Here is a 23,615-nt window from a genome sequence, read left to right as displayed (position 1 = left end):
GCACCGTGTAACACACGCTTTTATTTTACCTTGCATCCGGAGAAGGACGGCTGGCCTGGACCCTCCGTCTGGGAGAGGGTTCGTTCTTCAATTTGCAGAACAGCGGATGTCCAGCTGGATGCTGGGAGACCTCTGGGCCAACGTCTCATTCCCTGGAGGGAATCTCCCATCCTATGTTATGATGAAGAGAGCCAGGAAGGAGCTGGAATCGGGGGCTCCTGGCCTTTCCCGGGTGGAGTGGATGCAGGGGGAAATGCGAATTGAGAGCAAAGTTCATGAGGAGATCGTGGATCTGGCCATCGCCTGGAACTGGGATTGCGATCGGCCGTTTGTGGAAATGCTCCGGGAGGCCTGCGGGCGCCGTGGCCTCTCGATGGCGAGCATCACGCCGGAGGATCTCCCGGCGATTCTGGAGCGGGCATGGAGGGGCCAGTGGATCTGTCGGGCCTTCTTCGATCGGGCTTCCGACTGGGATGAGGATTTCGAGGCCCTGGTCGATTGGGCTCGGGCCGCTGGCGTTTTCCGTCTGAACCCCACGGAGCAGGCCCGGGCAGCGTGGGATAAAGCGGCCATGCACCAGCGTTTTATTGCCGCCGGGCTCCCCACACCGCCCACGTGGATTCTTCCCCCATGGGAAGAACAGCCCGAAGTGGAATGGCCGGAGGAAGCGATCGGCCTCTGGATCGCCAAGCCGGCCTTCGGGGGCGGGGGAGAGGGGGTGAAGCGGATTGCGAGTCCAGAGGATCTGGCCGTCCTGCGGGCCGCCTTCCCGGACGAGCCGTTCCTGATCCAGCGGTATGTGCGCCCGCGCGAGCTCGGGGGACGGCCGGCGTGGTTTCGGGTGCTTTACGCGGTGGATGCGGTGTTCCCATGCTGGTGGAACCCGGAGACCCATCGATATGCGCCGGTCACCGAGGCGGAGCGGGAGGCCTTCGGCTTATATCCCCTCTGGGCGCTGGGCCATCGGATCGCGGAGGTGTGTGGTCTGCATCTCTTCTCCAGCGAGATCGCCATGGACGAGGAAGGGCGGTTCCTCTGTATCGATTACGTCAACGATCCCATCGACACCCGCCCCCAGTCCATGGCCCCGGAGGGGGTGCCGGATGAGATCCTGCATCGGATCGCCGATCGGATCGCGGAGGCGGTCTTCCGGAGGGCGCCGTGCCGCTCATCCTGGTGACCAACGACGATGGGATCCGATCCCCCGGGTTGCGGGCGGCGGCAGCTGCCCTGCAAACCCTGGGGCAGGTGGTGGTGGTGGCTCCCGTCGAGCAGTGGTCCGGCGCGGGGCGTTGTATGCCGGCCACCTCCGAGGGGCGGATCTATCCGGAGACCCTGATGGTGAACGGCGGGATCCTCCGGGCCTATGCGGTGGAGGGGACGCCGGCTCAGGTGGTGGATCACGCGATCCTGGAGATCCTGCCGCGCCCGCCGGATCTGGTGGTCTCCGGCATCAATTACGGGGAGAACGTGGGCTCCGGGGTAACCATCTCGGGCACCGTGGGGGCCGCCCTGGAGGCGGCCAGCTTCGGCATCCCCGCTCTGGCGGTCTCCCTGCAGACCCCGGTGGAGCACCACCTGGGGTATTCGGAGGAGATCGATTTCCGCGCCGCCGCTTATTTCACCTGCTTATTTGCCCGGGCGGTCCTCCGGCAGGCGTTGCCTTTTGATGTGGATGTGCTCAAAATCGATATCCCCGCCACCGCCACGCCGGAGACGCCGTGGCGCTGGACCCGCCAGTCCCGCCAGCGGTATTTCGTTCCGGTGCGGCCGATGCGCCGTCGCCCGACGGATCCCGGTCCGCTGGGGTATCGGGTGGAGATCGACTTTGAGCGCCTGGAGCCCGATTCGGATATTCACGCGCTGGTGGTGGATCAGGTAGTCTCGGTCACGCCGCTGAGCCTGGATCTCACATCCCGGGTCTCGGAAAGGGAGTTGCGCCAATGGTGGGAGAACGCCAGGTAGGGCTCTCCCGGGCCTTCCCGATGGCGCCGGCCGTCTCCCGCGGGGTAGGGGGGACGCTCTGGATGCTGTTCCTCCTGCTGGTGATCAACGGCTCGGCCGCATGGACGGTGACGCTATCCGGTTGGGCAGATGGCCTGGAGATCCTTCCGCCGGTGGCCATCGGGGGCCTCCTCATCGGGTGGCTGCTGGCGATCTCCCGTTTCCCGGGGCCTGTCGCCCTGGTGCTGAATCTGGGGTATGGAGCCGTCTGGGTCGGGTATCTCAGCGCCCGTCTGATCCATGTGCCCACCTGGTCGCTGAAACTTCAGTGGCTGGGCTATCGTCTCACCGTCTGGGCGATGGAGGCCATGCGGGGCGGTCGCGGCAGCGACCCGCTCCCCTTCGTGGTCCTGATGGGCGCTCTGATCTGGCTGGCCGCCAGCGCGAGCGCCTGGTATTCTTTTCGGACGATCCGATCATGGCGGGCGTTGCTTCCGGCCGGGCTCATTACCTTTATCAACGCCTATTACTATCTGGGTCCCCGTCCGCTCACCCTCTTCCTGATCGCCTACCTTCTGGGCGCGCTGCTCTGGCTGGTCACGGTTCATTATGAGGAGCAGAGCTACCGATGGCGGCTGGAGCGGGTATGGTTCGTCCCGGATCTGGGGGTGGACATCCTGCGGGCGGGGCTGGTGATGGCCGGGCTGACGCTGGCCTTGGCCTGGTTGCTTCCGGCGGGGGGGACCAATGAGATGGTTTCCCGGGCCTGGGGCGAGGTCAGCCGGCCGTTGCGCCGGAGCCAGGAGACCTTTAACCGATTGTTCAGCTCCCTGCGTTCCCAGCGCCCGGCCTATGGGAGCCCCCTCAGCCGCACGCTGTCTTTCGGTGGCCCGCGGCGGCTGAGCGACACGCCGGTGATGGATGTGAAAGCGCAGGGGCCCGCCCGCTACTGGCGTGGTATGGTTTACGATGTCTACACCTCCAGCGGCTGGCTTTCCTCGGGGGAAGATGAACAGAGCCGCGCGCCGATGACGGCTCTGACGGCGCGGCCTCTCTGGGAAGGCCGGGCGGTGGTCACCCAGACGTTCATCGTCTATCTCCCCGGCAACACCCTGATCTTCGCCGCTCAGCATCCCGTCGCGGTCAGCCTGCCCTCCATTGTTCAGGGGCGTTTCAACGCCCAGGCCCATGATCTGATGCTGATCCGCAGCCCACGGCCCTTCGGCGCCCAGCAGATCTATGAGGCCATCTCCCTGGTCCCGGTTCCTGATGTCGAGAGCCTGCGGCAGGCGGGGACAGTTTATCCGGAATGGGTGCAGCGGTATCTGCAGTTGCCCTCCGATCTGGATCCCCGGATCCGCCGTCTGGCCGAGCGGATCACGGCCGGTTACGATACGCCTTACGATAAGGCGGCGGCGCTCGAGGCCTGGCTGCGCCGCAATATCCGTTATAATGAGAACATCCCGCCCCCCCCACCCGGCCGGGACGGCGTGGTGTATGTGCTCTTCGACATCCGTCAGGGATACTGTGATTACTATGCGTCCGCGATGGCAGTGATGGCCCGCGCCCTGGGCATCCCGGCCCGGGTGGTGAGCGGTTACGCGCAGGGGGAGTGGATGCCCGATGGGCGTTATCGGGTGCGTCAGCGGGATGCCCACACCTGGGTGGAGATCTACTTCCCGGGCTTCGGATGGGTGGAATTCGAACCCACCGCGGCCCAGCCTTCCATCCTCCGCCCGCAGCGTCCCATCTCCCCGACCCCCACCCCCGCGGCCCCTGGGCCCATCGATTCAACGCCTGGGGCGCCCCGGCCGATGCCGACCCCCCGCCGTATGCTGGAAGGGGATTTCGACATCCAGCCGGGGGAATCGCTTCCCTTGCCCCGGGCTTCACGCTTCTCGGTGGGGCTCGTGACGGTGGGCTTCGTTGGAGCGCTGGGATTCCTGAGCTTGGCGCTTGGGATCCGGGATCACTATCGGGTGCGCCGGCTCTCCCCGGCCGCTCGGGGTTACCTCTGGATGAACCGGGTGGCGTGGCTGCTGGGGATCCGGTTCCCGGCCTCCTGGACCCCGATGGAGCGCGCCCGTTATTTGGGGGGTCTGATCCCGGAAGTTGCTGGGGCGCTGGAGCAGGTGGCGGAGTGTTACAGCGCGGTCCGGTTCGGAGGACGTCGGGCCCGGGCGCTCCCACCGCCTCCAGGATGGGTGCCGCGCCTTCTGTATAAGGGGCTTCAGTGGCGGCTCCGGCAAGCCCTGCCCCCGATCGGGAAGGGATCTATGGCAGGGCCTCGCGTTTCGTTCCGCAGGTAACGGAGATGGCCCGAATCGCCCGCCAGTGGGATTCCCGGAATGACCAGAATCCCTCTTGCATGGGCCGCTTGAACGGCGACCCCAGGTCGGGCGAAGCGTCGGGATGAAAGCCCGCCTACCCGAGGAGGTTGGGGCGGATGGCCGTCCGTTACACGGACAGGGGGATCTGAATCCCTCGCCAGGATCGAGATCTCGATTCGAGGGGCGGGATGGTGCCACCGCCCGGCCGTTAGGGGAAATCCATCGCGGGGATTCCGTCGAGGAACATGGAGTCTGTCGAGCGTTCCTCCGAGATCAGCCGGCTGCTTCATCTCCTCCGCGAGCAGCTGGAGCGAATCGGGTGGGAGGTTTCCGGAACAGGGCGGGAAACCTCAGGCATGGATCCCCAGGGCTCGTTGCGGGCCGCTTTGGAGGCCAGCCGCGAGCTCCTGGAGGGCTTGCAGGCTCGGGTCCAGCGCGAGCAGGCCCTTCTGGCTCACATGCTGGATCCCCACCTGAGGGCCTACCTGATCCAGCATTCGGATCCCTGGGTGGAAGGGGGGGTCCGACGGGAGATCACGGTGCTATTTGCCGATCTACAGGGTTTTTCAGGTTTATGCGATCGACTTCCTCTGGAGGATCTGGTCCCTCTTCTGAATCGCTACCTCCGGGTGGCCTGGGAGGCGATCCGAGGAGAAGGGGGAGTGGTGGATCGGTTTATGGGGGATGCGGTGCTGGGCTGGTTTAATGCGCCCTTCGATCTGCCGGATCATACCTATCGGGCCCTGCGGGCGGCGTGGCGGATGCAGCAGGAGCTGGCCCTTCTGCACGCGATGCTCCCTCCGGAGCAGAGACGGCGCTATCGGATCGGTGTGCATGTGGGCGAGGCCATTATGGGCCCTATCGGGACGCCAGATTACTGGACATACACGGTAGTCGGCAGTGTGGCCAATTACGCCCGCCGGTTGCAGGAGGCCGCGCCGCCTGGCCAGATTATGATCAGCCGGGCGGTGTTTGAGCGGTTGCGGGATCGCATTGAGGCCCGGGCATTGCCCGTTTTCCCGGTCCGGGGAGGGGCTCAGGTGGTGCCGGTTTATCGATTCCTGGGGTTCCGGGAGGGACAGCCATGAAGATCCTGGCGATGGCCAGCCTGGGGATCAGCATCCTGCTGTTCTTCTATGCGCTGTATGTGCTGGTGTTGACCGGGCTGAGCCTGTGGGGGCGACGCCGTGCGATCCCGCGGGCCGAGCCCAGAACCTGGCCCCTGGTGACGGTTCAGCTGCCCATTTACAACGAGGGAAGTGTGGTGGAGCGCCTGCTGGAAGCGGTGGTCGCGCTGGATTATCCGCGGGATCGCCTCGAGATCCAGGTCCTGGATGATTCCACCGATGAAACTGCCCAGCTGGTCCAGCGGCATGTGGCCTTGTATCAAAGTTTAGGCTATCCCATCGAGCTGTTGCGACGGCCGAACCGGAGCGGCTATAAGGCCGGCGCGCTGGCCTATGGGCTGCAGCGGGCGCGAGGGGAATTCATCGCGATCTTCGACGCAGATTTCGTTCCCCCCCCGGATTTCCTGAAGCGGATGATCCCGGTGCTGCTGGCCGATCCTTCCATCGGGGCAGCTCAGGCCCGCTGGAGCCATCTGAACGCTGATGCCTCCTGGATCACCCGGGCCCAGGCCCTGATGCTGGACGCCCACTTCATGGTGGATCAGGTGGCCCGCTCGGCAGCCGGCCTCCCGGTCAACTTCAACGGTTCCGCCGGAGTATGGCGCCGGGAGGCCGTTGAGGCGGCAGGGGGCTGGGAGAGCGATACATTAACGGAGGATCTGGATCTCAGTTACCGGGCGCAACTCGCCGGATGGCGAATGGTCTTCGTCCCCGATGTAACCGTCCCGGCAGAGGTTCCTCTCACGCTCCCCGCCTTCAAACGCCAGCAATTCCGGTGGGCCAAGGGGACCACCCAGACGTTCTGCAAGCTGGTGGGGCGCATCTGGCGCAGCCGCTGGCCATGGTGGAAGCGCCTGGCGGCCATGTTCCACCTTGGAGGGTATTTCACCAATCTGCTGGGTGTGCTGCTGCTTCTGCTCTGGGGTCCCCTCTTGCGACATTCGGCGGAACGGCCGAAATGGACCGTGATCCTGGGCCTCGGGCTGCTGGCGATCCCGTTGATGTATGGCCTGAGCCAGCAAGCCCTCTATCCCGATTGGCCCCGGCGCCTGTGGCCGATTCCCTTGTTGTTCCTGGTGGGAACCGGGTTAACGCTGAACAACACCCGGGCTATCCTGGAGGCCCTTCTGGGCTATCGGTCGGAGTTTGTGCGAACGCCTAAAGGGGAGCGGGCGATGGATGCCGGGCTGGAGACGGATCCCATGGGATGGATTGAAGGGGCCTTCGCCCTGTATGCCCTTTTCCTCGCCTGGCGGGCATGGCATCATAACCTCGATGGGGCGGTGCCTTTCCTGCTGTGTTATGCCATCAGCTACGGCATCGTGGCCTGGCATAGCTTGATCCCGGCCCGGCCTTTCCCCGCTCTTCTTCCAACGGTGTCTTCTGCGGCTCCTCGGATTTCTCTGGATAAGGCGGGCCGCCGCGATCCGTTCTCCCACTCGTAGACTGCGTGTTTTCCCGTGGGTGCGTCTCACCCCCATGGGGGAAAGCCTGCCGGAATCCCGGAATCATTCAATCCGTCGGAGGATCCCACGCTCCCATGCGCGTCCTGGTGGCGGGCGGAGCTGGATACATCGGCAGCATCGTGGCGGAATTCCTGCTGGACGCCGGCTACGAGGTCGTGGTCTACGATAATCTCTCGCATGGGTTCCGCGCTGCGGTTCCCGAAGGCGCTCTGTTTGTGCAGGGCGATATCGGAGATGGGGAACGGGTGATGGAGACCCTGCGCCGGTGGCCCTGTCAGGCGGCCATGCATTTCGCCGCCTTCATTGAGGCCGGAGAATCCATGCGGGATCCTTTCAAGTATCTTCGGAACAACGTCGCCCACACCATCGCTTTTCTGGAATCATTGCTGGCCGCCGGAGTAGATCGGGTGGTGTTCTCTTCCACCGCTGCGGTCTATGCCCCAGCCCCGGAGCCGCTCACGGAGTCTTCCCCCATCGGGCCTGTGAACGTTTATGGGGAAACCAAGGCGACGGTGGAACGCGTCCTGATGTGGCTGCATCGCACCCGTGGCCTGCGCTATGCCGCCCTGCGATATTTCAACGCGGGAGGAGCAACCGCAAGCCGCGGAGAGGATCATCGGCCGGAGAGCCATCTGATCCCGAACATCTTGGCCGTGGCCATGGGCCGTCGGCCCTACGTGGAGATCTACGGGACGGATTACCCCACCCGGGATGGGACATGCGTGCGGGATTACATCCACGTTGTCGACCTGGCCCGGGCGCATCTCTTGGCACTGGAGGCCCTCTCGGATCGGCCGGTGATGATTTATAATGTGGGCACCGGAGTGGGATACACGGTGCGAGAGGTCCTGGAGGTATGCCGGGAGGTGACGGGGCATCCGATCCCGGCGGTCGAGGCGGCCCGGCGGCCCGGGGATCCGGCGATGCTGGTCGCCTCCCCGGAAGCCATTCACCGGGACCTGGGCTGGACCCCTCAATTCAAGTTGCGGGACATCGTGCTCAGCGCGTGGCGCTGGATGCAGGCTCACCCGGAAGGGTATGAGGAATAGCGCATGAATCTTCAAATGGAGGAAATGGGATGTTCCGTCTGGGACCAGCGGAGCTGGTCGTCATTTTGTTGATCGCCCTTTTGCTGTTCGGGCCTGGTCGTTTGACCCATCTGGCCCGGGAGCTCGGGCAGAGCATTCGGGAATTCCGTCGGGGCCTGGCCGCGGACGAGGAGAAATCGGAAACGAAGCCGGATAAGCCCTCCTGAGCCCGATCCGATCGCTCGGGAGTCTGGAATGCGCACGTTGGAAGAGTGGCTGGAGGAAGCAGCGGCTTTCCACGGACATCTCTGCCCCGGTCAGATCCTGGGTGTTCGAATGGCCCTTCTGGGATGCCGGCTGCTGGGATTGAATCCGGAGGATCCCGGGGATCGACGCCGGTTGATGGTCTATGTGGAGATCGATCGCTGCCTGACGGATGCCATCGCCACGGTGACGGGATGCCGCTTGGGACGGCGCACGCTGAAGCACATCGATTATGGGAAAGCAGCGGCGACCTTCGTGGACACCCAGACCGGTCGGGCGGTGCGGATCGTGGCCCGGGATGATGCGCGGGAGACCGCCCTCCACCTGGCCCCGCCCGGCCTGAGCCAAGCTGCCGCCCAGCGCCACGCTTATCGGATCATGCCCGATGAGGATCTGTTCCGCCTCCAGTGGGTTCGGGTGACGATCCCACAGGAGGATTTGCCCGGCCATCCCCTGCGGCGGGTTTTCTGCGCCCGTTGCGGCGAGGGGATTAACGATGGGCGAGAGGTGGCCCGGAACGGCCAGGTGTTGTGTCGGGCGTGCGCGGGAGAACCCTATTACACGCCTCTGGAAGCCCATTAGCAATTTATGGAAGCCATCGCCCGAACCATACGGTGGACAGGGTGATGGCCCCTATGCTGAGGACCCAGAGGGGGAGCCCCGCTTTGAGGAAGTCTTTAGGCCGATAGCCCCCGGCGCCCATCACGAGGGCGTTGGCAGGGTGGGCCATCGGCGTGAGGAAGGCTGCTGAGGTCGCCAGAGCCACCGCCAGCCCCATCCAGTGCGGCGGGATCCCCAGAACCGGAGCCGCGCGCAGCGCGATCGGACCCCAAACGACGGCGGTGACCGAGGCGGAGAGCACCTGGGTCAACGCCGCGGCGATCCCGGTGAATGCCAGGATGCCCATCCAGGGCGGGGTGCCGCCGATCCCCTGAAGCAACAGCTCCCCCAGTCCTTGGGCGGCTCCTGTCCGAGAGATCGCGATGGAGAGCGGCAGCAGCCCGGCGACCATGAACACTGTCGGCCATTCGATAGCCCGGTAGGCCTCCTCCATCGTCAGGCAACCGGTCAGGATCATCAGCACCGCCCCGGCCATGGTCAATTCGGCTACCGATCGAGAGGTCATGATCGAGGCCAGGATCACCCCCAGCATGATCCCGATCGCCGGGATCCGGCGGGAGGGCCGCAGGGGCTCCCCATCGGTCTGCAAGACGATGAACTCCGGGTCGTCCTGGAGAAGGCGGATCCGCTCCCACGGGCCGTAGGCCAGCAGCGCATCCCCAAAACGCAAGCGCTCATCCGCCAGCCCGGCCCGGATGGGGCGTCCTTCCCGCCAGATGGCCAGGACCTGAAGGCCATATCGCTCTCGGAACCGGAGCTCCCGTAACGTCTTGCCAATCAAAGTGGTGTGCGGGGAGAGGAGGATCTCGATCAGCCCCGCTTCTCCGGCCTCCAGGATCTCGGGAGCCGCCGGGCGGGGGAGCTTACGAAGCTTGAGGGCCCGGGTGGCCTCCTCCAGGCTGGCTTCCCCAGGAGACCCAGCGGCAATCAGAAGCACATCCCCGGGCTGGAACGTTTCCGAGCGAGCAGGAGAAAGGATCAACCGTCCGCCCCTGCGGATCCCCACCACCATCAGCTGATATCGGGAAGCGAGCTCGCTTTCGCCCAGCGAAACGCCGGCCAAGGGCGAGGTCGGTTCGATCAGGAGCTCCACCAGGCCATTCTTCAAGCCGTAGATCTCCGCCAGCTCCCGGTTCAGTCGGTGAAGGCGCATCAATTGCCCCGCAGGGAAGCGTTCCGGCAGAGTTCGCCATGTGACCAGGATCACCCACAGCAAACCGAGGAGGGCCGGGAGCCAGCCGACCACGAGGAAATCCAGCATGGTCAGGGAGCGCCCCTGGCTTTCCCGGAGGAGGCCGCTGAGCAGCAGATTGGCAGTGGTGAACAGGGTGGGCATCCCCCCGAGCAGGGCCCCATATGCGATCGGGATCAGGATGCGGGAGGGAGCCAGACCGATCCGTCGAGCCGCCTGAACAGCCAGAGGCATCGTCACAGCGGCGGCCGTCACCGAGTTCATGGCCATCGAGAGCAGGGCGGTCAACAAGGTCATCCCCGCGACGAGCCGTTGCGGGGAATTCCCAGCCCACCGGCTCAGCCGCTCGCCCAGGATGCGAGAAACCCCGGTTCGGTTCAGCCCCGCCGTGAGAATGAAGAGGGCGATGAGCGCGATGACGGCGGAGCGACTGAACCCGCTGAAGGCCTCTTGAGGGGAAAGCAATCCGCTGAAGGACAGCCCTAAAACCAGGATTAGGGCTGCCAGATCCGGCCGCAGCGCCCCGCTCATCATCAGGCCGGCCATCACGATCAGGATCAGCAATATCCAGATCGCCGAAAGAGAAAACACCCTATCCTCCCAAGGAAGCCCGCGCGCTCTCCACTCGCGGGAAATGCATCGCGTAACTCCCTTTCCCTGCGGCTTATCCAGCTCAGCCCATGCCCCGCCTGGATCCGAGGCTTCATCCGGGCGGCACCATGGGGTGGTCAGGCGATAGCCTCGGATGCCCCTTTCACCCTGGCGCAGGCTGCCTTCCAGAGCCTACCTTATTGTGATATAATTTTCCGGCGTCCATCGAGCAGGGGGAAGGAAGCAGCGGGATGTTTGAGGGGCTGACCCAGAAATTCCAGCGGATCTTCGATCGCCTGGGGCGACGGGGGGTGTTGACGGAGGCGGATGTCGATGCCGCCCTCCGGGAGATCCGCCTTGCCCTCCTGGAGGCGGACGTCCATTACACCGTCGTTCGGGACTTCCTGGGACGGGTGCGGGAACGCGCGGTGGGCGCGGAGGTCGCCCGGAGCCTCACTCCCGCGCAACAGGTGATCAAGATCGTCTATGAGGAGCTGGTGAAAACCCTGGGGGCCCCGGCGTCGATCCGCCTGGCCGGATCGCCCCCTCATATCGTGATGCTGGTGGGCCTCCAGGGGTCCGGGAAGACCACCACGGCCGCAAAACTGGCCCTGCGCCTGCGCAAAACCGGGCAGCGCCCGCTCCTGGTGGCTGCGGATGTTTACCGGCCGGCGGCGATCACCCAGCTGGAGGTGCTGGGGCAGCAGCTGAATATCCCGGTCTACCATGAAGGGCCGGAGGCGGATCCGGTCGCCATCGCCCGAAACAGCCTGCGGTTCGCTCGAGAGCAGGGGCATACCCTGGTGATCCTGGATACGGCGGGCCGGCTCCACATCGATGACGAAATGATGCGGGAGCTGGAGGCCATTCGGGATGCGGTTCGGCCGGAGGAGATCCTGCTGGTGGTCGATGCCATGACCGGGCAGGATGCGGTGCGAGCAGCCGAGGTGTTCCATCAGCGTCTGGGGCTGACGGGTCTGATCCTGACCAAACTGGATGGCGACGCGCGGGGCGGGGCGGCCATCAGCATCCGGGCCGTGACCGGAGTGCCCATCAAGTTCCTTGGGGTGGGGGAGAAGCCGGACCAGCTGGAGCCGTTCCAGCCGGAACGGCTGGCCTCCCGGATCCTGGGCATGGGGGATGTGCGGGCCCTGATCGAGAAGGCCCAGGAGGCGGTGGAGGCGGAGAAGGCAGCGGAAATGGCTCGCAAGCTCGCGCGGGCCGAATTCACGCTGGAGGATTTCCGGGAGCAGCTGCGGATGATGCGGAAGATGGGCCCGCTCTCGCAGCTGCTGGAATTGCTGCCGGGCTATCAGCAACTCGCCCGCCTGGTCTCCCCGGAGGAGGCGGATCGCCAGTTCAAACGCATCGAGGCCATCATCAACTCGATGACGCCGGAGGAACGCCGTAACCCAGAGATCATCAACGCCAGCCGCAAGCGCCGCATTGCCCGCGGGAGCGGCACCACGGTGCAGGAGGTCAATCAGTTGCTCAACGAGTTCCGCCAACTGCAACGCCTGATGAAGCAGATGAAATCCGGCCGGGGCGGCCTCCCATTCCCCTTCTTCCGGTAAGGGGCCTGGGGGCTGCCGAAGGGACCATCCCATTTCCTGGAATGGAGGCTTCATACGTAAGCCCTAACCCCTTAAACTGAACAGGCGAGGTGAGAATGGTTCGGATCCGTTTGCAACGCATGGGCAAAAAGCATGAACCGACCTATCGGATTGTTGTGGCCGATTCGCGGGCGCCGCGGGATGGGAAGTTCATTGAAATCATCGGACATTACAACCCCCGCACGGAGCCGGAGACCATCGTGGTCAACGAGGCTCGTGCGCTCTACTGGCTGCGGGTGGGCGCCCAGCCTACAGAGGCTGTGCAGATCCTGTTCCGTAAAACGGGTACCCTGGCCCGCTTCGAGCGCCTGAAGGCCGGCGAGCCGCTGGAGGCCCTCCTGGCGGAGGCCACGACCCTTCAGGCGGGCACGCGCACTTCCACCCGATAAGGGGGCCAGCGATGCGGGCTTTCCTGGAGTTCATCGCTCACGCCCTGCTGGACGATCCCTCTTCGGTTCAGATCAAGGAGGTCCGCCGGGGGCCGGTGGTGAAATACTTCATGAAGGTCCCTCAGGCGGAGATGGGACGTCTGATCGGCCGGGATGGGCATCTGGCGGAGGCGATCCGGCAGGTGATGCGGGCCGCCGCCCCGCCTCATCGAAAGGTGGACCTGCGGATTGAGCCCCTGGATGGAGCGAGCGATTGAGAACCCGCGCGATGCGGAAGCCGCCCCCTCGTTTCCTGGCCGTGGCCCGGATCGCCCGCCCATGGGGGGTCCGGGGGGAGATGAAACTGGAGATCCTCACCGATTTCCCGGAGCAGCTCAAACGGCTGAAGCGGGTTTACATCGGTGAGGAGGCCATCCCCTATGAAGGCGTTCGTTTTCGTTATTACAGGGGAATGGTCCTGATGCGGCTGCCCGGCTGTGAGACCCGCGAGGCGGCAGAGGCCCTGCGGGGGCGTCTGGTCCTGATCGAGCGGGAGGAGGCTGTCCCGCTCCCCCCGGGGGAGTTTTATGAGCATGAGATCCTGGACATGGAGGTTTACACCACGGAAGGGGTATATCTGGGGCGTGTGAAAGAGATCCTCTACACACGGGCCAATGATGTATATGTCGTTCTGGGGCCCTTCGGGGAGGTCCTCATCCCGGCCATCCGGGATGTCGTCCGGGAAATCGATGTGGAGGCCAATCGGATGGTGATCTGGCCGATGCCCGGCCTTCTTGATGAGGCGGAGGAGGCGTAGAGGGGAAGAGGGGAGCCCACCCCCCTTGAACTCGGGTTCCCCGCTCCGGATGGGCATGTGGTCACTTCCCCGATCCACCGCACCAGGGGGTCGTCCTGCACCGCTCGATAGAACTGCCCATCCCCCGTCCACAACGGGATATCCAGCGTCCGCGCCAGGGCCATGGATGCCGCGATGCCATATCGGTTGGCTTCCCGGTACACGTTCACGGGTGCCGGATCCGCCAGCCGCATGCCCAGAGCGAGGATGAGCCGCAACGCCTGCATTCCCCAGAGCCATGGCCTCAGCCCCATGTTCCTCGTCGTCCAGCGCCCACTTGAGGGCCACACGGGCATCGATGACCCCGCCGCTCACCGCCGGCGCCCCTCCGCGATGAGATCGGTCACGGGTGCCCCCAAAGGGCCGATGCGCCCTCGAAGTTCGTCGAGAGCGCGGGCGGCCTCCTCCAGGCTTTCCTCGGGTGGGAGGAAGCCCGTCCGCTGTTAGCGAACGGCGGAGCGCCATATGGAAGGCGTGGGAGATCCAGCCGCTATTCGAAGCGCGCCCCGCAGGTAAACCTTGCTCAAACCTCTGGTTTTGTGCAATACTGGGGATAGAGCGTAGATCCGGTGGGGCCGTGGGCTGCTTCTGGAAGCGGGGCTGGCCGCCTCGAGCGGTGGGCCCCGGCTCGACGTATACCCATTGTGAGGAGGAGGGCCATCCGGTTTCTCTGATTCGGCCTTGATGGCCGCTTCCATGTCTGAGGCCCCAAAGAAGCCCCGATAGGCAGGATAGGTTTCCATGGATTCCAGCCGAGGGTGATCGATCTCTCAGGTGCCCCGGGGAGGTTGGAATGGCGGAGACGATCCTGGTCATTGAAGACGACGTGGAGCTGGCGGAATTAATTCGCCTCTTTCTCGAGCGCCGGGGGTTTCAGGTTGTGCTGGCTTTTAACGGCACGGAGGGTTGGCAGCGGTTCCAGGAAGGCCAGCCGGACCTGGTGATTCTGGACCTGATGCTCCCGGACATCGATGGGCTGGAGGTCTGCCGGCGGATCCGTGGGGTTTCAACGGTGCCGGTTTTGATCCTTACGGCCCGAACGGCCGTGGAAGAGCGGGTGGAGGGATTGAAGCTGGGAGCCGATGACTACATGGTGAAACCTTTCGCCATGGAAGAGCTCCTGGCCCGCATCGAAGCGCACCTGCGCCGCGTGCGCCTCCCACCGCCCGGGAAGCGGGTCTACTGGCGGTTTGGGGAAGGGGCGCTGCTCATTGACCCTCAGTATCCTCGGGTGATCCTGAACGGTGAGGAGCGTCTGCTGACGGAAACCGAACATCGCCTGCTCTGCTACCTGGCGGAACGGGCGGGTCAAACCCTCACCCCGGAGCAGATCGCCCGGGATGTGTGGCCCGACGGCAGCGTGGATCCTCAGAATATTAAGTGGTACATCTGGCGTCTTCGGCAGCGAATCGAACCGGACCCCGAGCAACCGCGCTTTCTGCTCACGGAGCGAGGGTTTGGATATCGGTTCGCGCTGGGGTAAGCGATGGACGCCCAGGAGGTCGATGCCCGGACCTGGATGGCTTTTCTGGAGCGCCATCCGGAAGCCCACGTGCTCCAGACCGCTCCGTGGGGGGATCTGAAGGCCGATTTCGGCTGGCAAGCCCGTCGGTTGTTGCTGGCCGAACGGGGGGAGCCCCGGGCCGGCCTTCAGGTCCTGATTCGCCCTCTTCCCCCCTCCTTTTGCATCCTTTATGTCCCCAAAGGGCCAGTTGGCGATTGGCAGCGTCCTGAGATCTTCCGCATGCTCCTGGCTGCGCTGGATCGCCTCGCCCGGGAAACCCGTGCCCTCTGGTTGCGGATCGAGCCGGATGTCCTTGAGGGGGAGCTCCAGCTGGATCTGACGGCCCTGGGATTCCGGCCGGCCTCCCCCGTCCAGCCCCGACGGACGATCCTGGTGTCCCTGGAGGGCGAGGAGGAGGCGCTTCTCCAGGCGATGCATCCCAAAACCCGTTACAACATCCGGCTGGCGGAGCGGAAAGGCGTGCAGGTCCGCGAAGCCCGGCCGGAGGATCTCCCCCTGTTTTATCGGTTATTGCAACAGACAGCGGCGCGGGATCGGTTTGCCATCCACACGTTCGATTACTATCGGACCGCCTATGAGCGGTTTGTTCCCCACCTTGCTCGCCTCTGGCTGGCGTTTTATGAGGAGGAGGCCGTCGCCGCCCTGATGGCTTTCGCGTGGGGGGAGCGAGCATGGTATTTCTACGGTGCCTCTGGGGATCGCCACCGGGAGAAGATGCCCACCTATGCCCTCCAGTGGGCGGCGATGCGCTGGGCCAGGGCGCGAGGTTGCCGCTGGTATGACCTGTGGGGGATCCCGGATGAGGATCCCGAGGTCCTCGAGGCCCAGTTCACGACCCGGCGGGATGGGCTGTGGGGGGTGTATCGCTTCAAACGCGGATTCGGCGGCCGGGTGGTGCGCTGGGTCGGGGCGTTCGATCGGGTTTATTCCCCTTTGCTTTACCGCTTCCTTCAAAGGTTGGGCCTCGTATGATCCGCCGTTCCCTGATTCACGACCCGGAAGTTTGGGACCAGATGCTTCTCCAATTGCCTGCCCCGCATATCCTCCAGACGTGGCTGTGGGGGACGTTCAAGGCGGGATATGGCTGGCGGCCGTTTCGGTGGGTGTGGAAAGACGAGCGGGGGCGCGTTCGGGCGGCGGCTCAGGCCCTCTACCGGCGGGATCGCCTGGGCCTCCTGGGGATCTTTTACCTCCCGCGGGGGCCGTTGCTGGATCCCTCAGACACGGAAGCGGCGGAGGCGGTCCTTTGCGATCTGGAGGAGGAGGCGCGTCGGCACCGCGCGGTCCTCGTCCGGATCGATCCGGAGGTGGTGGAGGCCGAGGGCCCGGCAGCGGAGGGGCCATGCGATCCAGTGGAGGTCCCGTTGAAAACGGTGCTCCAGCGCCGGGGATGGCGATCCTCCGCGGAATCTGTTCAGTTCCCTGCCAGCCTGTGGCTTGATCTCACAGCGAGTGAGGAGGAATTGCTTCAGGCGATGCACCCCAAAACCCGGTATAACATCCGATTGGCGGAGCGAAAAGGGGTGCGCGTGCGGCCCGTGGGCCCAGAAGCTTTCGACCTCCTTTACGATCTTTATGTGGAGACGGCCGCGCGAGACCGTTTCGTGATCCGCCCTCGGGCGTATTACCGGCAGGCGTGGACGATGTTTTATGAGGCCGGATATGCGCGCCCGCTGCTGGCAGAGGTGGAAGGGGAGCCAGTGGCAATGGTGATGATCTATCGCTTTGGGCCCACCGCGTGGTATTTCTATGGGGCTTCGCGGGATCGGCATCGGGAGAAGATGCCCAACTACCGGCTGCAATGGGAAGCCATCCGCTGGGCGCGGGCGGTCGGATGCCGGCGGTATGACTTCTGGGGGGCGCCGGCGGTGCCCGCCGAGAGCGATCCCCTGTGGGGGGTGTATCGCTTTAAGCGAGGGTTCGGGGGACGATATGTGCGGTTTATTGGAACATGGGATTACACGCCATGGCCGGCGCTGTATCGCCTCTACATAGGGTTGATCCCGCGCTACCTGGCGTGGCTGCGCCGCCGCCACTGGCGTCGTGTCGGTGTGGAGCCCGGTCCGCACGCGGGTCTCCGAAATCCCCTTGACTAAGCCGCGCCCTGCCCCTCAGGCGGGGGTGGGGCCTCCTGTGCTCCCGCCCCATGGAGAGGGGGGGGATCTGGATCGCCCATGGGTGCCGGCTGGGAAGGGCAGAAGCGCTTCCAAACCGTGGGAGGCGGTTGCCTTGGGGTTGAATCGGGGCGCTCTGAAAGGTCGGGGGCATCTGGCACAAGCCTTACAGGGGCGTTAAGATCATATATAGGGTTGCAGCACATAGGCCCGAAACCCGAGAGAAAGGGGTGAGGTGGATGCAATTGTGGGATCTGCGGGCCGGCCTTCAGGCATTGCAGGCATTAGGACAACTGGCGGAGCAGACCCGGACGGCCCTCGCCCGCCGGATTCAGGGAGAGCCCTTGCCCGAGAAGGCTCAGGCGACCCTGCAGGATGCCCTCGATCATCTCTCGGAGGTCCGGGAAGGTTTCATCCTCACCCTGCGCACCTCCGCTGTTCCCTCGCTGGCCGAGTTGCGCGCCCTCGTCGAACGGGTCATGGTGGACTGGTCTGCATGGGAGGCGGCGGGGTTCCGGTTTATGCCGGCTTTTGAACTGGCTCGTCCAGGCGATCAGATTTTCTTTTTCCATCATGCCTACTTGGCGATGGGGATCCTGCCTCGCCTGCCGGATTACGCGGTGACTTTTCCCCACCAGCGTCGTCCGAGCTATGCGGACATCCCGGTGCCGGGCACGCCGGGGGAGGTGTTGGAGCGGATTGAGGAGATGGAGCATGTCGTCTGGGTGGCGGAGAATGCCGATCTGGAAGCCGCCCCCCCGGATTCCGTGCGCAGGACCTATGCTTTCTTTGAGGCCAGCGCTTGGCTGGTGGCCACCGAGCTGGCTCGCTGGCTGGGGCGGCGGGGATGGTCTTGGCTCCCTCCCCGTCGGGAGGCATAACCCGAGGAGGGTGAGATCGCCTTCCAGGCGGCCTCCCTCAGGGTGACCCTTTCAGGCTTGCCTCCAGCTCCGCCTGCGTTGGGGCTTCGGCGACCCCTGTCCAGGTGCGGATCATCCGTCCCTGCCCATCGAACAGCGCAAAGGATGGCGTAAACCGTAATCCATAAGTCCTCCCGAAGGATCGCCCCGCTGGGCTGAGGGCCTCCACATAGAGCACCTGCCCCTTACGCCATTCCCGCTCGATCCTGCGCACGGCAGGATGAAGGGAGAGACAGCCCAGTCAGTAATTGGAAAACCAGTAAACCAGCACGGGCCGCCCGGACCGAAGGGCGGCCTCGATCTCCGCCTCCGAGGCGAGATGCGGGGTAGGGCGCGTCCGCATGGAGAGCCAGAAAACCACCAGGGCCATCAGGATGAGGGCCCAAAATCCCCACCCGACCCATCCGGCGCGTCGGAGCCATAAAAAGGCGCCTAGACCCAGCAGGGTCAGACCGCCGACCACCAGAAATGAATGGCGATTCAGAAATTCCATCGATCCTGTGCCTCCTATCGGGTCCAGCGATCGCCGTGCCACCTGGGGAGACCCGGCCTGCCCGGGCGGATGGTCAGCTCACGGTTTCCCCGACCGGGCTCGCCTTTCAGATCCGAGCCCAATGCCGTTCCCACGTTCCCATGTGGGGGAGAAGGGCTTCCCTCCTATCGCACAATAATCCGACGGCGGACCAGCGTATACCATTCAATGATCCCATCGAAGCGATCGGCCGGCGAGGTGAGCAGCGCCCCTATCTGGATCCCGGAGATCCGCTCATCTGCGGCAAAGGTGTAAACCGGATAGAAGAGCAGGATGGCGGGGATTTTTTCCTGGAACAGCTCCTGGAAGCGCCAGTAAAGTTCCCGGCGGCGGGCGATATCCAGCGTCCGGCGGGCTTCTTCGATCACCTCGCTGATGTCACGATCCCGGAACCCGCCATAGTTCTGTCCGGCATCCACCTGGGTTTCATGCCAGAACGGATAGGGATCGGGGTCCCCCGGGATCATTAGCTCGACCAACGCGGCGTCGAAGCGATGAGGGGCCAGGATCTGCCCCACCAGATCCCCGGGGATGGGATCCACATCGACGGCGATCCCGATCGCCCGCCACTGTCGGGCGATCTCCTGGGCGATGAGGTCATGAAAGCCGTCCGCGCTCGCTGCGAGGCGGAAACGCAACGTGAGATTCCCTTTTTGTCGCACTGTGCCCCCTGCCGGGATCACCCAGCCCCGCGCTTCCAGCAGGGCCCGCGCTTTCTCCGGGTCGTAGGGGACCGGCGGAAGCTGGGGATGAAAGGCCCAGTTGCCGGGGGGGATGGGGCTGCTGGCCACCACCCCCTGGCCGGCCAGGAACTGATCGATCAGGCGCTGGCGATCCAGGGCCAGCCAGAGGGCTTCCCGCACCTCCCGCTCCCGGAACAGGGGGGAGGCATGATTCAACAGGATCATGTGGTAGCTCGAGAGGATCGCTGAGAACAGATTCAGGGAAGGCAGGGCGCGGATCTGATCCAGGTCCGAGGGAGCGATGCGGGCAACCCCATGGACTTCCCCTGCTCGATAGGCTTGGAGCGCTGTACGAGTGTCCGGGAAAATCCGGAACTCCACCTGTTCCAGCAGGGGCGGGCCGCGGAAGTAGGAGGAGCTGGCGGAAAGGATCACCCGCTGGATCCGGCCCTCCTCTACATGCACAGAGGTCACCCGATAGGGCCCGGTTCCAATGGGGTTCAGGTTGAACGGGTGCGTTGGGATCTGGATGGGTGGCACGTCGCGCAGAACATGGGCAGGCAAGATCCCAAAAGTCAGGAGATCCGGGAAGAGCGCCAGGGGCTCCGACAACCGGAATTGCACGGTCAGGCTGTTCACCGGGATCACTTCGATAGATTGCCATAGGCGCGCGCGCTCGGGAGGCCCCGGGAGATCCGTCGATTGCAGCAGGCGCACGGTGAACAGGACATCCTCTGCGGTCAGCGGGGCTCCATCATGCCAACGGACATTGGGGCGCAAATAGAACGTATAGCGCCGCCCGTCCTCTGAGACCTCCCAGCGCTGAGCGAGATCCCCTTCTGGCAATCCCTGCGCGTTCAGTCGCACCAGGCTGTTGAAGACCAGGCGGACGATGTCGGCTTCTGGATCCCCGGGTTGAATCTGAAGCGGATTCAGGGTGGTGATGGGGCCCACCATCGCCTCCACATAACGCCCACCGCGGGCCGGGACCGTTTCTATGCGCGCCCGGAGAGCCAGGGAGGCCATCAACGCCCCCAGGCTCAGCGCCATGAACAATACAAGGACCAGCGGGAAATATAGCCCACGAGCCAGGGTTGGATATCGGGGACGCGAAGCCATACCGGACTCTCTTGCAGGTCTGAAGGGATGAGAGATAGGGGCGAGCTCCTCCACCCCCAGCCCCGTTCCTCAACCTTTGCCCTTTGAGGGGAGAGACCGCATGAAGAGACCTTAACCCACCGGAGTCCCGGTCACGATCACATTGGCTACCGCCAGGGCCAGGAAGAGAACGGCCAGGAAGATCGTGAGGTTAAAGACCGTGCGCTCCAGCCCCCGGCGCTTGCGGGGCACTCCCACATCGCCCAATCCAAAGACCCCTCCCAGCTGGGAGGATCCGGCCTGAAGCAGGATGATGGCGATCAATGCGATCGCCAGCAGGATCTGAGCGATATTCAGGGCAGTGATCACGCTCCTTTCCTCCGAGCGGAGTTCCTGTTCATGATAACGCAATTCTCCTCTGTGCGCCGGACAGTTGCTTGGTCCGGTCAGGAGTTCGTAATGCCGGCTGGCCCGGATTCCGGCAAGAGAGGATGTTTCCTTCCTCAGCCCCGTAGGCTGTGAAAATGGGGAGAGAAAGGATGGGGGTGAGGAGACCGTTGAAGGCAGCCGACCTCTACTTAAAAAAACATTATACCCGAGCAGTTGCTTCTTTGTCATGATGCGGGACGAGGATCCGCTTATGCCGTTCTTACAGAGGCCCCGTAAGATTGGACGATGGCCCCCGGAGGATAGCAAGCTGGAAGGCTGCGTCTGGGAACCCGGCCTCCCCTGCCGCGCCCTGGATGAGTAGCGCCCCGGATGGTTGTTCCCTGGTCGGTGGGACCCCGTCGTTCTCTCCAGGGGTGGTCCGCGCCACTCCTTCATTCCATACCTGTCTCTTCGAAGGAGGGAGAGGGATGCGGACGTTACAACGATCCCTTTCCATGCGGAATGTCCGGCTCTTCCTCATCGCCCTGGCGCTGCACGGGTTGAGCAGCGCCATTTATGGGCTCTGGTTGAATCTGCACCTGCTGGATCTGGGGTATCCCCGGGGGCTCATGGGCGCGTTGAACGCCCTGCCTTCGGCCATCGCCCTGGGGATCGGCCTGCCAGCCGGATGGTGGACGGATCGCATCGGCCGCCGGCCGATGCTGATTCTGGGGAGCCTAATGATGGCGATCGGGACCGTGGGGGTGGGTCTGGGGATCTCTCCGGTATGGGTCGGCGTAGGGGTCGGCCTCATTGGAGCCGGATACAACCTGTTCTTCATCGCCTACGCACCGTTTCTGGCTGAAAACGCATCCGGAGCGGAGCGCACCCAGTTATTCGCCCTTGCCTCCGCTGTCCTGTTCTGGGCAGGCTTCGTGGGCGAGGGGATCGGCAGCGTGCTACCGGATCTGTTCCGGGCCTTCTCGCCCCTGGGCCCCACGATCTACGCCGGGCCGATCCTGTTCTCCGCCCTTCTGGACTTCCTGGCTGCCCTTCCGCTTCTTGGGATCCGGGAAGCTCCGCGCCGGTCGCAGGGGAATCCAACCATGGGATGGCCCAAACAGGCCCTGTGGATTCCAGCGCTTCCGATGGCTTTCCCTAATCTTATGCTGGGGATCGGCGCGGCGCTGAGCATTCCTTTTTTGAACGTTTACTTCCATGAGCGTTATCGGCTGGATGATTCCATGCTGGGCGTTTTATTCGCGTTGACCTCGGCGTTCACCGGATTGGCTACGCTCCTTGCCCCGCGGATCGCCCGATGGATCGGCCGGATCGCCACTGTCGCGCTGACCCAGGGGCTATCCATCGGGTTCCTGGTCGGCATGGCCCTTACGGATCAGGCTGCCCTGGCCGCGCTGGCCATGGTGTTACGGGGAGCGTTGATGAACATGGCTTCTCCCCTCTACACGGAGTTCTGCATGGAGCAGGTCCCGGCCGCGGGACGGGCCGCGGTGAGCGGGATCCTGAACCTGACCTGGGAAGCGGGATGGATGATCGGGGCGGCGCTCTCGGGTTTCCTGCAGCAACAATACGGGCTGGCTTCGATGCTCCTCGCTACGGCTGTGTTCTACGGGGTGGGAACTCTCTATCAATATCTGGCTTTCGCTTCCCGGGATCGGGTGGAGGTCGCTTATGCTCAGAGGGCTGTCCGACAGCAGGTCTCCTGCTGAGCCGGAGCCGGCCATGGAAGGTGTCCCCCACGCCTCCCGGAAGGAGAACATGGGAAGCGCGATCGGCTTCCCGGTGGATCGGAGCGGCGTCGCTCCGAGGAGAGCACCCAATTTTGGACATGCTCGGGGTCGCTGCCGTAAAATGTCCCTGAGGTGTTTCGGCATCGTGGGTTCAGAGCTGTTTCTGGACCCCGGCGAAGGGGGCCCGAATGGTGTTCGATCAATTCGGACGGCATATCCGATACCTGCGGATCTCCCTGACGGATCGCTGCAATCTCCGCTGTGTTTACTGTATGCCAGAGAAGATGGTCTTTCTCCCCCGCGAGGAGCTCCTCACGGATGAGGAACTGATCCGATTGACCCGCCTCTTCGCGGAACTGGGTTTCGACAAGATCCGCCTGACCGGTGGCGAACCGACGGTTCGCCCGAACCTCGTGGAGCTGGTTGCCCGGATGGCGGCCCTCCCCGGGATCCGGGAGATTTCCATGACCACCAATGGCCTGCGCCTGAAGGCCCTCGCGGAGCCCCTGGCTCGGGCGGGCCTGAAGCGGGTGAACGTCAGCCTGGATACCCTGGACCCGGAGAAGTTCCGACGGATCACCCGATGGGGCCGGCTGGAGGAGGTCTGGGAGGGCATCCTCGCCGCGGAGGCGGCCGGGCTCACCCCGATCAAGCTGAACGCCGTGGTGGTGCGGGGCTACAACGATCAGGACCTGGTGGCTCTCGCCGCCCTGACCCTCACCCGTCCCTGGCAGGTCCGTTTCATCGAGGTAATGCCTTTCGCCGACGTCGCCCCCTTCGCCCAGCAGGTGGTGGTCCCCACAGCGGAGATGATCCGGATCCTGGAAGGGGAATTCGGTCCCCTGGAGCCGGTCAACGATGGCCATCTGGACGGCGAGGCGCGGGTGTATCGAATTCGGGGCGCGGTGGGATCGGTAGGCTTCATCAGCCCGGTCAGCGAACCCTTCTGTGCCCAGTGCAATCGGGTTCGTCTCACGGCGGAAGGTCGGCTTCGTCTGTGTCTGCTGCGGGACGACGAGGTGGATCTGCGGGAACCGTTGCGCAGCGGCGCGAGCGATGAGGAGCTGAAAGCGCGGATCCGATCCGCCATCTGGCGCAAGCCGTGGGGCCATGGCCTTCCCGACGGGGTTATCCCCATGGCCCGGGTGATGAGCCAGATCGGGGGATGAAATCTGAATGAGCCGGCCGTGCTTCGTCCGGTTACGAGTTCAGGATACGGGTTG

23 protein-coding genes are annotated in these 23,615 nt (G+C 64.4%); 18 read left to right on the top strand and 5 right to left on the bottom strand.

Features of this window, described 5'->3' with window-relative positions; genetic code table 11:
- Positions 1–253 precede the first annotated feature (253 nt).
- The 8 genes from VAE54_RS09350 to VAE54_RS09315 all read left to right on the top strand — a co-directional run bounded on the left by VAE54_RS09350 (position 254) and on the right by VAE54_RS09315 (position 8,741).
- A complete protein-coding gene (locus VAE54_RS09350) occupies positions 254–1,180 on the top strand; it encodes a hypothetical protein (RefSeq protein ID WP_322801691.1) in 927 nt (308 codons plus the stop codon).
- Positions 1,162–1,965, top strand: coding sequence for a 5'/3'-nucleotidase SurE (gene surE, locus VAE54_RS09345; RefSeq protein WP_322801690.1), 804 nt, complete (start codon positions 1,162–1,164; stop codon positions 1,963–1,965). Before VAE54_RS09350 ends, surE begins: the two co-directional genes overlap by 19 nt.
- Entirely contained in the window at positions 1,944–4,253 is a 2,310-nt protein-coding gene (locus VAE54_RS09340) for a transglutaminase TgpA family protein (protein WP_322801689.1), read from the top strand. The genes surE and VAE54_RS09340 overlap by 22 nt, the downstream gene beginning before the upstream one ends.
- Before the next feature lie 266 nt (positions 4,254–4,519).
- A complete protein-coding gene (locus VAE54_RS09335) occupies positions 4,520–5,362 on the top strand; it encodes an adenylate/guanylate cyclase domain-containing protein (protein ID WP_322801688.1) in 843 nt (280 codons plus the stop codon).
- Positions 5,359–6,846 carry a glycosyltransferase gene (locus VAE54_RS09330; protein ID WP_322801687.1) on the top strand — a complete coding sequence of 496 codons (1,488 nt, stop codon included), beginning with the start codon at positions 5,359–5,361 and terminating at the stop codon, positions 6,844–6,846. The genes VAE54_RS09335 and VAE54_RS09330 overlap by 4 nt, the downstream gene beginning before the upstream one ends.
- 95 nt (positions 6,847–6,941) lie before the next feature.
- The gene (gene galE, locus VAE54_RS09325; RefSeq protein ID WP_322801686.1) at positions 6,942–7,916 is read left to right on the top strand and encodes a UDP-glucose 4-epimerase GalE; all 975 of its coding nucleotides are present in this window, start codon (positions 6,942–6,944) and stop codon (positions 7,914–7,916) included.
- A 29-nt stretch (positions 7,917–7,945) separates the two neighbouring features.
- The gene (tatA, locus tag VAE54_RS09320; RefSeq protein ID WP_322801685.1) at positions 7,946–8,122 is read left to right on the top strand and encodes a twin-arginine translocase TatA/TatE family subunit; all 177 of its coding nucleotides are present in this window, start codon (positions 7,946–7,948) and stop codon (positions 8,120–8,122) included.
- A 28-nt stretch (positions 8,123–8,150) separates the two neighbouring features.
- Complete coding sequence (locus VAE54_RS09315; protein ID WP_322801684.1) at positions 8,151–8,741, top strand: FmdE family protein; 591 nt, start codon at positions 8,151–8,153, stop codon at positions 8,739–8,741.
- A gap of 4 nt (positions 8,742–8,745) precedes the next feature.
- On the opposite strand, the gene VAE54_RS09310 is transcribed toward VAE54_RS09315, so the two are convergent.
- On the bottom strand, positions 8,746–10,563 hold the full coding sequence (locus VAE54_RS09310) for an SLC13 family permease (RefSeq protein WP_322801683.1): 1,818 nt from the start codon (positions 10,561–10,563) through the stop codon (positions 8,746–8,748).
- A 251-nt stretch (positions 10,564–10,814) separates the two neighbouring features.
- On the opposite strand from VAE54_RS09310, the gene ffh reads away from it, so the two are divergent.
- The 8 genes from ffh (at position 10,815) to VAE54_RS09270 (ending at position 17,920) form a co-directional block, all read left to right on the top strand.
- The gene (ffh, locus tag VAE54_RS09305) at positions 10,815–12,137 is read left to right on the top strand and encodes a signal recognition particle protein (RefSeq protein WP_322801682.1); all 1,323 of its coding nucleotides are present in this window, start codon (positions 10,815–10,817) and stop codon (positions 12,135–12,137) included.
- A gap of 95 nt (positions 12,138–12,232) precedes the next feature.
- Entirely contained in the window at positions 12,233–12,565 is a 333-nt protein-coding gene (gene rpsP / locus VAE54_RS09300) for a 30S ribosomal protein S16 (RefSeq protein ID WP_322801681.1), read from the top strand.
- An 11-nt stretch (positions 12,566–12,576) separates the two neighbouring features.
- Positions 12,577–12,822 (top strand): KH domain-containing protein, encoded by a 246-nt coding sequence (locus VAE54_RS09295; protein ID WP_322801680.1) that lies wholly within the window; start codon positions 12,577–12,579, stop codon positions 12,820–12,822.
- 11 nt (positions 12,823–12,833) lie between these two features.
- Positions 12,834–13,361, top strand: coding sequence for a ribosome maturation factor RimM (gene rimM, locus VAE54_RS09290; RefSeq protein ID WP_322801679.1), 528 nt, complete (start codon positions 12,834–12,836; stop codon positions 13,359–13,361).
- Positions 13,362–14,193: 832 nt separating this feature from the next.
- Entirely contained in the window at positions 14,194–14,883 is a 690-nt protein-coding gene (locus tag VAE54_RS09285) for a response regulator transcription factor (RefSeq protein ID WP_322801678.1), read from the top strand.
- A gap of 3 nt (positions 14,884–14,886) precedes the next feature.
- Positions 14,887–15,897, top strand: a complete 1,011-nt coding sequence (locus VAE54_RS09280; RefSeq protein WP_322801677.1) for a lipid II:glycine glycyltransferase FemX — start codon at positions 14,887–14,889, stop codon at positions 15,895–15,897.
- On the top strand, positions 15,894–17,021 hold the full coding sequence (locus VAE54_RS09275) for a lipid II:glycine glycyltransferase FemX (protein ID WP_322801676.1): 1,128 nt from the start codon (positions 15,894–15,896) through the stop codon (positions 17,019–17,021). Before VAE54_RS09280 ends, VAE54_RS09275 begins: the two co-directional genes overlap by 4 nt.
- A gap of 257 nt (positions 17,022–17,278) precedes the next feature.
- Positions 17,279–17,920, top strand: coding sequence for a hypothetical protein (locus VAE54_RS09270; protein WP_322801675.1), 642 nt, complete (start codon positions 17,279–17,281; stop codon positions 17,918–17,920).
- Positions 17,921–17,957: 37 nt separating this feature from the next.
- Here VAE54_RS09270 and VAE54_RS09265 read toward each other — a convergent pair whose 3' ends face one another.
- The 4 genes from VAE54_RS09265 to secG all read right to left on the bottom strand — a co-directional run bounded on the left by VAE54_RS09265 (position 17,958) and on the right by secG (position 20,641).
- Complete coding sequence (locus tag VAE54_RS09265) at positions 17,958–18,173, bottom strand: hypothetical protein (RefSeq protein WP_322801674.1); 216 nt, start codon at positions 18,171–18,173, stop codon at positions 17,958–17,960.
- A gap of 27 nt (positions 18,174–18,200) precedes the next feature.
- Entirely contained in the window at positions 18,201–18,452 is a 252-nt protein-coding gene (locus VAE54_RS09260; protein ID WP_322801673.1) for a hypothetical protein, read from the bottom strand.
- Positions 18,453–18,616: 164 nt separating this feature from the next.
- Positions 18,617–20,293 (bottom strand): peptide ABC transporter substrate-binding protein, encoded by a 1,677-nt coding sequence (locus tag VAE54_RS09255; protein WP_322801672.1) that lies wholly within the window; start codon positions 20,291–20,293, stop codon positions 18,617–18,619.
- Positions 20,294–20,404: 111 nt separating this feature from the next.
- Positions 20,405–20,641, bottom strand: a complete 237-nt coding sequence (gene secG, locus VAE54_RS09250) for a preprotein translocase subunit SecG (RefSeq protein ID WP_322801671.1) — start codon at positions 20,639–20,641, stop codon at positions 20,405–20,407.
- Between the two features lie 488 nt (positions 20,642–21,129).
- On the opposite strand from secG, the gene VAE54_RS09245 reads away from it, so the two are divergent.
- Together VAE54_RS09245 and moaA are read left to right on the top strand one after the other, a co-directional pair.
- A complete protein-coding gene (locus VAE54_RS09245) occupies positions 21,130–22,371 on the top strand; it encodes an MFS transporter (RefSeq protein ID WP_322801670.1) in 1,242 nt (413 codons plus the stop codon).
- A 209-nt stretch (positions 22,372–22,580) separates the two neighbouring features.
- The gene (moaA, locus tag VAE54_RS09240) at positions 22,581–23,561 is read left to right on the top strand and encodes a GTP 3',8-cyclase MoaA (protein ID WP_322801669.1); all 981 of its coding nucleotides are present in this window, start codon (positions 22,581–22,583) and stop codon (positions 23,559–23,561) included.
- The last annotated feature ends 54 nt before the right edge of the window (positions 23,562–23,615 follow it).

It is taken from the genome of Thermoflexus sp. (assembly GCF_034432235.1).
Classification (GTDB): Bacteria; Chloroflexota; Anaerolineae; order Thermoflexales; family Thermoflexaceae; genus Thermoflexus.
This window is presented reverse-complemented; position numbering and strand designations above follow the sequence as displayed.

What these genes read in the sequence shown, in the direction of transcription:
- VAE54_RS09350 (WP_322801691.1), top strand. Translation starts at nt 254, where the DNA reads ATGCGAATTGAGAGCAAAGTTCATGAGGAGATCGTGGATCTGGCCATC.
- VAE54_RS09340 (WP_322801689.1), top strand. Translation starts at nt 1,944, where the DNA reads ATGGTGGGAGAACGCCAGGTAGGGCTCTCCCGGGCCTTCCCGATGGCG.
- VAE54_RS09335 (WP_322801688.1), top strand. Translation starts at nt 4,520, where the DNA reads ATGGAGTCTGTCGAGCGTTCCTCCGAGATCAGCCGGCTGCTTCATCTC.
- VAE54_RS09330 (WP_322801687.1), top strand. Translation starts at nt 5,359, where the DNA reads ATGAAGATCCTGGCGATGGCCAGCCTGGGGATCAGCATCCTGCTGTTC.
- galE (WP_322801686.1), top strand. Translation starts at nt 6,942, where the DNA reads ATGCGCGTCCTGGTGGCGGGCGGAGCTGGATACATCGGCAGCATCGTG.
- tatA (WP_322801685.1), top strand. Translation starts at nt 7,946, where the DNA reads ATGTTCCGTCTGGGACCAGCGGAGCTGGTCGTCATTTTGTTGATCGCC.
- VAE54_RS09315 (WP_322801684.1), top strand. Translation starts at nt 8,151, where the DNA reads ATGCGCACGTTGGAAGAGTGGCTGGAGGAAGCAGCGGCTTTCCACGGA.
- ffh (WP_322801682.1), top strand. Translation starts at nt 10,815, where the DNA reads ATGTTTGAGGGGCTGACCCAGAAATTCCAGCGGATCTTCGATCGCCTG.
- rpsP (WP_322801681.1), top strand. Translation starts at nt 12,233, where the DNA reads ATGGTTCGGATCCGTTTGCAACGCATGGGCAAAAAGCATGAACCGACC.
- VAE54_RS09295 (WP_322801680.1), top strand. Translation starts at nt 12,577, where the DNA reads ATGCGGGCTTTCCTGGAGTTCATCGCTCACGCCCTGCTGGACGATCCC.
- rimM (WP_322801679.1), top strand. Translation starts at nt 12,834, where the DNA reads ATGCGGAAGCCGCCCCCTCGTTTCCTGGCCGTGGCCCGGATCGCCCGC.
- VAE54_RS09285 (WP_322801678.1), top strand. Translation starts at nt 14,194, where the DNA reads ATGGCGGAGACGATCCTGGTCATTGAAGACGACGTGGAGCTGGCGGAA.
- VAE54_RS09280 (WP_322801677.1), top strand. Translation starts at nt 14,887, where the DNA reads ATGGACGCCCAGGAGGTCGATGCCCGGACCTGGATGGCTTTTCTGGAG.
- VAE54_RS09275 (WP_322801676.1), top strand. Translation starts at nt 15,894, where the DNA reads ATGATCCGCCGTTCCCTGATTCACGACCCGGAAGTTTGGGACCAGATG.
- VAE54_RS09270 (WP_322801675.1), top strand. Translation starts at nt 17,279, where the DNA reads ATGCAATTGTGGGATCTGCGGGCCGGCCTTCAGGCATTGCAGGCATTA.
- VAE54_RS09260 (WP_322801673.1), bottom strand. Translation starts at nt 18,452, where the DNA reads ATGGAATTTCTGAATCGCCATTCATTTCTGGTGGTCGGCGGTCTGACC.
- VAE54_RS09255 (WP_322801672.1), bottom strand. Translation starts at nt 20,293, where the DNA reads ATGGCTTCGCGTCCCCGATATCCAACCCTGGCTCGTGGGCTATATTTC.
- VAE54_RS09245 (WP_322801670.1), top strand. Translation starts at nt 21,130, where the DNA reads ATGCGGACGTTACAACGATCCCTTTCCATGCGGAATGTCCGGCTCTTC.
- moaA (WP_322801669.1), top strand. Translation starts at nt 22,581, where the DNA reads ATGGTGTTCGATCAATTCGGACGGCATATCCGATACCTGCGGATCTCC.